The 10630-nt window shown below is 40.4% G+C and carries 6 protein-coding genes; 1 reads left to right on the top strand and 5 read right to left on the bottom strand.

All coding sequences use genetic code 11. The features are described 5' to 3' along the window. Positions 1-105: 105 nt before the first annotated feature. Positions 106-660, bottom strand: coding sequence for an acireductone dioxygenase (locus G1O98_RS32800; RefSeq protein WP_163937340.1), 555 nt, complete (start codon positions 658-660; stop codon positions 106-108). 206 nt (positions 661-866) lie between these two features. Between G1O98_RS32800 and G1O98_RS32795 the strand changes: the two genes are divergently transcribed. Beyond that, entirely contained in the window at positions 867-2312 is a 1446-nt protein-coding gene (locus G1O98_RS32795) for a deoxyribodipyrimidine photo-lyase, 8-HDF type (protein WP_163937337.1), read from the top strand. A 164-nt stretch (positions 2313-2476) separates the two neighbouring features. Here the strand turns inward: G1O98_RS32795 and G1O98_RS32790 are convergent, their stop codons facing one another. The 4 genes from G1O98_RS32790 to G1O98_RS32775 form a co-directional block, all read right to left on the bottom strand. Beyond that, the gene (locus tag G1O98_RS32790; RefSeq protein WP_163937334.1) at positions 2477-3454 is read right to left on the bottom strand and encodes a hypothetical protein; all 978 of its coding nucleotides are present in this window, start codon (positions 3452-3454) and stop codon (positions 2477-2479) included. A gap of 207 nt (positions 3455-3661) precedes the next feature. Next, positions 3662-4882, bottom strand: a complete 1221-nt coding sequence (locus tag G1O98_RS32785; RefSeq protein WP_345940618.1) for an MFS transporter — start codon at positions 4880-4882, stop codon at positions 3662-3664. 873 nt (positions 4883-5755) lie between these two features. After that, positions 5756-6562 (bottom strand): hypothetical protein, encoded by an 807-nt coding sequence (locus tag G1O98_RS32780; protein ID WP_163937328.1) that lies wholly within the window; start codon positions 6560-6562, stop codon positions 5756-5758. Positions 6563-7245: 683 nt separating this feature from the next. Next, positions 7246-9918, bottom strand: a complete 2673-nt coding sequence (locus tag G1O98_RS32775; protein WP_163937325.1) for a calcium-binding protein — start codon at positions 9916-9918, stop codon at positions 7246-7248. Positions 9919-10630: the final 712 nt, after the last annotated feature.

Here is a 10630-nt window from a genome sequence, read left to right as displayed (position 1 = left end):
ACATACTCAAACTGAAAAACCTGTTTTTTAAGGGTTTTATCTGAAATCTTATTCAAAAATCAGATATGAGTCCTATATCACAGTTTGCGCTCATAAAATTGAGCTTTAACCTGGCTTGTTGAGCGAATCACTAACTTGAGTACCCGTATAAGTTGGAACCCAACCTTCGGCGATCGCAAAATAGCGTACTGCTTTGAAATTCAACGATGCAGTTGGACTGCACCAATGCTCAACGTCAGCGGGGATGTAAAGATAGTCTTGTGCCTGAACTAAAAGCTGTACCTGACTGCCATCAGGCCGCACGAAGCCATAGATCATTTCTCCTGCCAACACGTAGAGGGGTTCAGGCGCAGGATGAGTATGGTAACGGCCGTAGGTTGCTATTAGATGGTGAAGATTAAAGGAACCTGGATGCACATTTAGCAAGTCACACCAGATAGCACCATTTTCTTGCTGAAGAAATTCAAAAACGCTGTTATGGAGTTCTACGCAATAACGTTTCTCCGACTCAGTTAAAACGTCTTGGCTTAACAGATTGGGGAAGAGTAGCGATGTTCCTGGATCGTAGTGTCTGAGTTGAATGCCAAAAGGCGCAAGTTCACGAGCTATTTCGCCCAAATCGCTCTCAATTGTACCGTCGTCAAGTAGTAGGTTAGCCATGACAAAAAGACTAATTAACTGTTAAGAAAAGTATACTCTATCTTTGAGCTAAAAAACCACTATTCCCGACTGACAAACCGGGGAATGGGGAATGGGGAATAAATTCTTCCCAATGCCCATTTACAGAATATAATTTATCGCCAGAATGATGTTCATTGGTACCACTAGCATCTAAGCTAGTACGGGTGAACTATATACAGCATAGAATGTCTGACTTAATTCTGTTTTGGCATCGGCGCGATTTACGCATTTCTGACAACACGGGGCTGGCTGCGGCAAAACGGCGGAGTCCGAAGGTGGTGGGCGTGTTTTGCCTCGATCCACATATTCTAGAACGGGATGATGTTGCTCCTGTGAGAGTAACTTATATGATTGGCTGTTTGCAGAAACTCCAAGAGCGATATGCTCAAGTTGGTAGCCAGTTGTTAATACTCCACGCCGATCCTGTACAAGCTATACCAGCTTTAGCAGAGGCAATAAATGCCAAAGCTGTTTTTTGGAATTGGGATGTAGAACCTTATTCACAAGAACGCGATCGCACCGTTATCAATGCCCTCAAAGAAAAAGGTATTGAGTTTCTTGATCAAAACTGGGATCAAATCCTCAATTCCCCAGATGAGATCCGCACCGGTGGTAACAGTCCTTACACAGTTTATACCCCCTTCTGGAAAAATTGGATTACCAAACCGAAAGCGAACCCAGTTGAAACACTACAAAATGTTGAGGGATTAACAGAAGCTGAACAAGAAATTGCAAAACTTGCGGGTTCTTTGACATTACCTTCAGCTAAAGATTTAGGGTTTATTTGGGATGAACAATTAATTATTTCACCAGGAGAGGCGGCGGCACAAGAACGATTAGAAGAATTTACTAATAAAGCTATTACTGAATACCAAGAACAGAGAAATTTCCCCGCAGTTGACGGAACATCACAACTAAGTGCAGCATTGAAATTTGGCATAATTGGCATTCGCACCGTTTGGCAAGCCACCATCGAAGCACTAGAAAATAGTCGCAGTGAGGAAACAGCAGTTAATATTCGCACATGGCAACAGGAATTAGCCTGGCGGGAGTTTTATCAACATGCAATGTATAACTTCCCGGAATTAGCTGATGGTGCTTTCCGCGACACCTTTAAGAACTTTCCTTGGGAAACTAATGAAGAACATTTCCAAGCTTGGTGTGAAGGAAGAACTGGCTACCCTATTGTGGATGCAGCAATGCGCCAGATGAATGAAAGTGGCTGGATGCACAACCGTTGTCGAATGATTGTTGCGAGTTTCCTCACCAAAGACTTGCTAATTAATCCACAATTGGGAGAAAAATACTTTATGCAGAAGTTGATTGATGGAGATTTGTCTGCTAATAATGGCGGTTGGCAATGGAGTGCTTCTAGCGGTATGGACCCCAAACCTGTGCGAATTTTCAACCCAGCCAGTCAAACACAAAAATTTGATCCAGAAGGGGAATATATTCGGCAATGGGTATCAGAATTAAGGTCTGTAGATACAGAATACTTAGTTACTGGAAAAATTCCACCTTTAGAACGTCATGCTGTTGGCTATCCCGACCCAATTGTGGATCATAAAATACAACAAAACCAGTTTAAACTGCGTTATCAACAACAAAAAAGTATTAGTGGTGGTGAGTAAGATAGTTAGTTGTTAATATTTATTCATAACATCTCTGGCTAATCAACCTTACTTCAAAAACGTTTGTAGTCATGACTGAAGTCCTGATTTTGCTCGCGTAGCGTCTTGGAGAAAGGACTAAAGTCTTTACTACAAACATATCAAATATTTTAACGGGTATCAGATTACGTCTTGATAGGTACACGAGAAATTGTCCATAACACGATCAAAAAGATTAAGTAAATTGCGCCAACCAATCCAAACTCAATCAGAGGAATATAGGTTACTTCGTAAATTCTACCCAAGCCGCGTTCAGTAAGTCCATAAACGACCATTACACTGACTAAAAAGGCTGCGTAGATAGTACGTTTAGTCCAGATACCAACAGGTAGACCGTGGAGTTGGGTAAGTACTAAAATGCCAAAAAAACCAAAGAGAAATGTTGGCCACTTGCTTTGTCCTAGCATCAAAGATACAATTACACTATGTAAAACCACTGTAATTTCTAAAGTGAATGTCCACCAACGGTTGACATGGGCGCGGTTGAATATCAACGACGATTGGAGCAGAAGCAAGAACATATAGAGAAAACCAATTAAGTGCCCTACAGTTGCTTCCATTGGATGATACCAGAAGGTGTAGATGGCGGCAAAGGAGAAAAAGTAGCCGTGGTACAGCTTGATAATTTGCAAAAACTGTTGATGGAATGGAACAGAATTGCCAAAAAACAAACCGCGTCGAGGCGTTTCTAAAATCAGTACGAACACCAGTAACAGTACAACTGCACCTTGAGAAGCCCAAATTGAAGTATCTTGAGCGAGAGCATCATACCAAATGTAGGTCTGGAGGAAGTGTAAAGCGATAAATATACCATTAATGGCAAGCATGAGGTAATTTATCGGGTGCAGGGCTGATTTGTATTTCAACTGCGATCGCTGCGCCCACAAGATACACGCCCAGATGCTAAACTGATGCCCAATGTACATACCCCAAGCTGTCGTTCGACTCCAAAAGGTTGGTTGGGGAAGCTTCCAGTAGTACCAGTTTAATCCTTGGTCAGGAAGTTTGATTATGCTTGCAGGAATGCTCCCACCGATCCAAATTGCGTAGGTTAGGAGGATGCTTACAAAGATGCCTAAAAATAATACTCGGCGACCTGTCATATTATTAATTTTTAATTCGTAATTCGTAATTCGTAATGACGCTCGTTCGCGGAGCGTGTCGCAGACAAGACTCGCTAACGTAATTCGTAATGTTTAATAACAGGGGGAGAATAATCTTATCAAAGTCCTCCTTTTTAAGAAGGATTTAGGAGGATATAAAGTTTTGGATACATCAGTAATAACTTTAGATCCTCTAAGATATAGATGTTAGGCTACACGTTCTTTGTTTGATTCAGATGCACTTTTAGTAACTCGTAAACTAAGAACCAAAGCTACGATCATTACTAAAAATCCGCTCAAAAAAGGAGAATCACTCCCAAATTTCATAAAACTAATCCCTGCCCAAGTTGGCCCAACGATGCGTGCTAAGGCAGAGCAAGAACTGGCAATTCCTAATATTTGTCCTTGCTCTTCTGGGGCAGTCATCTGGGAAATTAGGCTATTCAATAGTGGTTGACTGACACTAATTCCCCATGCCACAAGTGTAGTAGCGACCAACAATAAACTTAAGCTTTGTGAGAATCCAATTAGCAGTAATCCTAAACCTAAACCTAATATCCCCAAGGTAAGTAATTTGATTTCACCAAAGTTTTTCTTGAGGAATCCGATTAGTCCTCCTTGAACGATTGTGCTAACAATCCCCATGAAAGCAAAAAGATAACTAGTTTGTTGAGGGCCCCAGTTTAATTGCTGCTTAGACCATAAAGCTAATGTAGAGTCCATAGCTGCAACTGCAAAGGTAACAAAAAAGTAGATGCCTACAAGCACACAAAACTGTGGACGCTGTGACAGTTGTAATAAGTTCAGGCGTCGCCGGCGGTGGCGATTAGCTTGCAGTTTGGCTTTAGTTTCAGAATTTAGAGATTCAGGAAGTAACGTCAAAGCACAAAGCAATGCGAATAAAGATAATCCACCTGAGAACAACGACGGTAAATGAAAGTTAGCGTTGTCTGGATCTGACCCGATGAGAAGACCTCCAATAGCTGGGCCAAGAATGAAGCCAAGACCAAAAGCTGCTCCGATTATGCCCATACCACGGGCTCTATTCGTTGGCGTGGTAATATCTGCGATATATGCCTGAGCAGTACTAATATTTCCTGCCATAATTCCCGCAAGACTACGAGCAAGAAACAACATCCATAATGAGTTAGCAAAGCCTAAGCCTGTGTATGCTATTACAGAACCGAATAAGGTCAGTAATAAAACCGGACGACGACCGTAGCGATCGCTAAATCTGCCCCATACTGGTGCAAATAAGAACTGCATTAAAGAATAAATAGCTACAAGTAGAGTGGCTTCATTAGGTTTTGCGCCGAATTGTTCAGCATACAAAGGCAGTATCGGCAGAATAATTCCGAAGCCCAGCAGGTCTATAAATACAGTCAAAAATAAGACCAATATAGGCCTGCTATTATTTTTGCTCTCCATAGTGCAATTCCCTTTTATAAAAAATATGTGTAACTTGGATTGGTTGTATGCATAGCAGGGAATGCTCAATCGTAAAGACCCATTGAATGCAATCAGTAATCAGTTCAAGCAAAATGCGTGTATTTGAGCGTGGTTGAGCGAAATAGCGTGGAATAAACCCATTATGAAAATTAAGCCAGTAATACTACTAATAAAAGCAACTACGATTTCGTGCTTCCGTATAGCTTTTTGTATCTTAGCTTCTATGATGTGTTCGACTTCTTTGTATGACATTGACTTGAATTTGGCTAAAGATCAAAATGTTGCGGAACTTACGTCTGATAGAAGTTGGAGTATGTTTGGAACTTCAAACTTCTTCAATCACGAGCTATTTCGACGCTGTGTGAGCCTCAAAATAAGTCGTATTGATCGTGACGTTAACGAGTATTGCTAACATCATTCGTAATTACAATCAGTGCTAGATGATTTCCGTAAAATAAATTACCCGATCGACCTATTGAGCAGGGTAAAGGCATCTAAAGTATAAGAATCCTTTAATAGCAAGGGTTTTGGCTTTTTTTGAGTTAGCCTATTTTTCGTCAATATCCTTATACAGCATGAATTTCTGAAATCCCGTGCGATCGCCCTGATCTATTGAGTTAGTTGTGATTCCCTAATGGGAAAATGACTGTTCGATCTGGTAATTTCTTATTCAAAAATCTCCTTAGCTCTGGACTAATGACTGATAGCGACACGAGAAAGCGAGTCCACGTAAGCATTGCTACGGGGATCTTACTACTCAAAGTGCCTCGGAAAAAGTATGTTGGAGACCACCCAATCAGAGATTTTGGTGTGGGCTACTGTACCCTCTTCCAAATTACGAATTAGAATTAATTATTTGGCTAAGTTACGTTGGCGTAGCTTCAAAACAGCACCAGAAACACCAAAAGCTAATATTGCCAAGGTATAAGTCGATTCGGGAACTGCAAGAATACTTACTTGATTAATGGCCAAACCGAATTGGGGAGCAGAACTACTAAAAACTAGCCGTGAGATGTTTGGAGTGTCACTACGAACTCCCAAGAACACTGCCGAATTATCTAATGCTAAGGACGAAATATTTGGAACTGAGAAACTAGCCAACAGGTTATTGGTGCTATCAAAAGCATTGAGAAAAGTTTCAATTTTCAATTTACTACTGTCTATAGCTATCTGAGCCCCAGCGCCAAAAACAGGCTGGGCAAAACTAATTGTTAAAGGTTCACCGTTACCCTTAGTACCAGGATCAGGAGTACCAGGAGGAAGAGGGATAAAACCTGTAGGATCTATACCTCCAAAGAGAATAAAATCACCTGAAGCGAAGTTACTCCGAATTCCAGGGGAAGGTAAAGTTTGAAAAACAAACGGTGGAGTAACCCGAGGATTATTAGTTGGAGCTATATTTATATCTAACCCTAAACCACCTTGGGATGTTGTTGAGAAAGAATTAGGCAAGAAAACAGAAAAGTCAGGAGCCGAGGGATTGAATACTTTACCCAAACTTCCCCAATTGACTTGATCGTTGCCTTCTAAACCAGCGCGTTCCGTTACTAAAAATGTAGCTGCATTAACTGGTAATGGGAGAATTGTGACTATAGCTGTAATTACGGTTAAATATTTTACAGACAGCTTCTTGAATAATGGATTGATTGTAAATTGCACCAAGCTCACTCCTTAATTTTGTAGAATAATATCATTAAAATAGGATAATTCAACACCAAAAATTAAACAGTATGTTTTTCATGTCAAACGTATCGAATTTATAGAACTCTTACTAAATAAAGCTTCTAGCTATAAAATAGCCTAAATTATCAAACGCTAGCCCCCTTTCTGTTAAAGGATTATTATACATTGTATGCGTTTACCCTAGTGTGTTGGGTCGAGAGATTTGAAGCAACTGCCATATTCAATGAATATGTTGCAAAAATTTTTGGTTTTTCAGTATTTTTCGTCCTAAATTATTAGTCAAACATCAAAATTTGGCTTTAAAATCTAGCTTTGAATACCTAAATAATAGAAAAGCGTAAAATTTTAAAAGATAACGCCTGTTTTTGCCGTACAGCAATATTTTCAGGTTTCAAGCAGATTGATTTAGGATATAAAGTACTGAATAACCAAACTTTTTGAGGGCTAGCTGGTGAGAGTTGACACAATTCATACTTTTACCAGCCCAACCTCATTCTGTTTTTGCAACATAACTTTTATCCTGGGGTACAAAGACAATTACTCGTGTCTGTACCACTCTCAATTTGTTATGTGTAAACTAATAGTCAGTGCTTCCACAACAAATCTACAATAAAGGGCAAAAAGCTTTAACTTGTCATGGAGATATAACCCGTAGAACTTTACACCAACTGGATACTCAAATTGGATGAGAGATTTTCAATGAAGGCGAGTTGATTTCCTAAGAAAGACAAGTTACCGCTAGAAGAGTCGTAGGTAAAGTCACTAAGATTAGTAGTACCAAACCCTGCTTTAGAAACTTGGATTACGTCACTCTGACCAAAGTTGTAATCTGTAATGGTGTCAATACCATCATTAACATTATTGAAAACAAACTTATCGGCACCAAAACCACCGGTGAGAATATCGTTACCTTTTCCACCGATGATGGTGTCATTACCGAAGCCACCGGAGATAGTGTCATTACCATCTTTACCTTCTAATCGGTTATTTTGGCTATCGCCAGTAATGCTGTCACTTGCATTTGTACCGATGAGATTATCAAAGTTGAGTACATTAAATGTTATTGTCCCCAGACTAGGAACATTAAGGGCAGAGATAGTTTGCTCCTGTAAGTTAGCGATGACAGATACACCAGCAACAGATTGAGAGGAATCTATGGTGTTATTCGCAACGCCAGCATCAGCAATAACTGTTTCTACTTTAAATACTGTGTCTGTTCCGAAGCCGCCAGCTTTGGTGATTTGTCCTACACCTGATAGGGTGATGGCTTTGCCTAGTTTGCTGTAGTCTGCTGTATCTAAACCATCTCCACCATTAATGCTGTCGTTACCCCGACTGCCCTTGAAAGTATCATCGCCTGCACCACCTATCAATGTGTCATTGCCATCTCCACCATCAATCAGGTCGTTGGCATCTCTACCATCAATTAGGTCATTCCCAGCGAGACCAGATAACTGGTTGTTTTGGCCGTCGCCCTTAAGGGAGTCATTGTTACTTGTGCCAATGACATTGGCAAAGTTAACTACATTAAATGTTAATGTTCCCAAACCAGGAACGTTAAGAGCAGAGATAGTTTGGGCTTCTAAGTCAGCAACGGCAGCGACCCCAGACAAAGATTGAGATGCATCTATAGTGTTGTTAGCAACACTAGCATCAGCGATTACCCTATCTACTTTAAAGACTGTATCTGTTCCAAAACCCCCAGCTTTAGTAATTGTCCCTACACCTGAGAGGGTAATTTTCTTGCCTAAGCTACTGTAATCTGCTGTATCAAAGCCATCACCACCATTAATGCTGTCGTCACCTTGACTGCCTCTAAATGTGTCATTGCCGCCATTGCCTGTTAATTTATTATTTTGGCGATCGCCAGCAATGAAGTCATCTCCATTTGTGCCGATTACATCGTCAAAGTTAACTACAGTAAATGGTAATGTCCCTAGACCAGGAACGTTATTAGCTGTCAATGTTTGGCTTTGTAGGTTAACTGTGATTGATACACCAGCTAAAGATGCGGAAGCATCTATAGTGTTATTGGCAACAGTAGAATCAGCAATAATCTTTTCTACATTCAATAGTTGGTCTTGTCCTAATCCACCAGCTTTAGTAACTGTCCCTACTCCTGAGAGGGTAATAGTTTGACCTAGTTTGCTGTAGTCTGCGGTATCTGTACCGACTCCACCATCAATCTTGTCATTGCCCTGACTACCCTTAAAGGTGTCATTACCATTACCACCAAACAACGTATCACTGCCTTCACCACCATCAATGATGTCATTGCCACCTTTACCATCAATCAGGTCATTACCAGCAAGACCAGATAACTGGTTATTTTGACCATCGCCCTTAAGGGTGTCATCGTTAATTGTGCCGATAATGTTGTCAAAGTTAACTACATTAAATGTCAATGTTCCTAAACCAGGAACGTTAAGAGCAGAGATGGTTTGGGCTTCTAAGTCGGCAACAGCAGCTACTCCAGACAAAGATTGAGAGGCATCTATAGTATTGTTGGCAACACTAGCATCAGCAATAACCTTATCTACTTTCAAGAGTTGGTCTTGGCCCAATCCACCAGCTTTGATAACTGTCCCTACACCTGAGAGGGTAATAGTTTTACCTAATTTGCTGTAGTCTGCTGTATCAAAGCCAGCCCCACCATCAATGTTGTCGTTACCCTGACCACCCTTAAAGGTGTCATCGCCATCTCCACCGAACAATGTATCATTGCCATCTCCACCATCAATCAGGTCATTGCCACCTCTACCATCAATCAGGTCGTTGCCAGCAAGACCAGTTAATTGGTTATTTTGGCTGTCGCCTTTAAGGGTGTCATCGTTATTTGTGCCGATAACGTTGTCAAAGTTGACTACATTAAATGTCAATGTTCCCAAACCAGGAACGTTAAGAGCAGAGATGGTTTGGGCTTCTAAGTCAGCAACAGCAGCTACCCCAGGCAAAGATTGAGAGGCATCTATAGTGTTGTTGGCAACAGTTGCATCTGCAATTACCCTATCTACTTTAAAGACTGTATCTGTTCCAAAACCCCCAGCTTTGGTAATTGTTCCTACACCTGAGAGGGTAATTTTTGTGCCTAAGTTGCTGTAGTCTGCGGTATCAAAGCCATCACCACCATCAATGCTGTCGTCACCTCGACTGCCCTTGAATGTATCATTGCCGCCATTACCAGCCAAAGTATCGTTGCCTTCTCCACCATCAATGATGTCATTTCCAAGGTCCCCGGAGATGTTGTCATTGCCTGCACGACCAGAAATCTGATCGTCACCACTAGTACCCACCAAAAAGTCATTGTTAGGAGTACCAACAATAATGGACATAATGTATAACCTTTATAGTTTTGCAGATCAAATTTATTTGATCGTTGTAATACTCGCATAATACAATGATCGCAATTATAAATTTCTGATGAAATAAGCCTAAATATAATTAATCCTGTTTTATATCTCTGGCGAAATAAAAATACTGCTCACTCTGAAATTATTATGACCTCTTTAAGGCTCTCAAAAATGCCTGCACAAAAGTGTCGCAATTTTTGAAAACCAACTATATACAAAACTTATTATCGGTACAACATGATCATGATATATGTAACAAAAATAGGCTGTTCCAGGATATCCTTATAAGAGCGAATAAGCCTTCTTTAGCGGCAAGCAATGCTGTGCCCCTATGAAAAATGTCGTCTTTCAAGTTCTCTATATTTGGTATATCTTGCCAATGAGTAATTCTTAAAATACGTTTTTTAATCAAGATATATTGCACATTGTGCTTAATCTATTTTTTAAAATTGATTTAGGATTGATATAGCTGTTAGTTATTATCAAAAAACTGTTGTAATAAATTTTCTAGATTTTAATAATAAGTGATTATTTGGACTTGATATTACCTCTTGTAATAGAAAGCAGAGTGGGGGAGATGAGGAGGATGAGGGAGATCAAGATAATAACTCCCAACTCCCTATTCTATTTTTCAATTACTAGTAGTTCGCCAAGTGAACTTGGCGGGGTAAAGGGTAAAGGGGAAGGTGGGGGC

The sequence above is a fragment of the Nostoc sp. UIC 10630 genome, assembly GCF_010747425.1.
Lineage (GTDB): Bacteria > Cyanobacteriota > Cyanobacteriia > Cyanobacteriales > Nostocaceae > Nostoc.
Note: the sequence above shows the minus strand (reverse complement) of the source record. Positions and strands in the feature narration are given on the sequence as shown.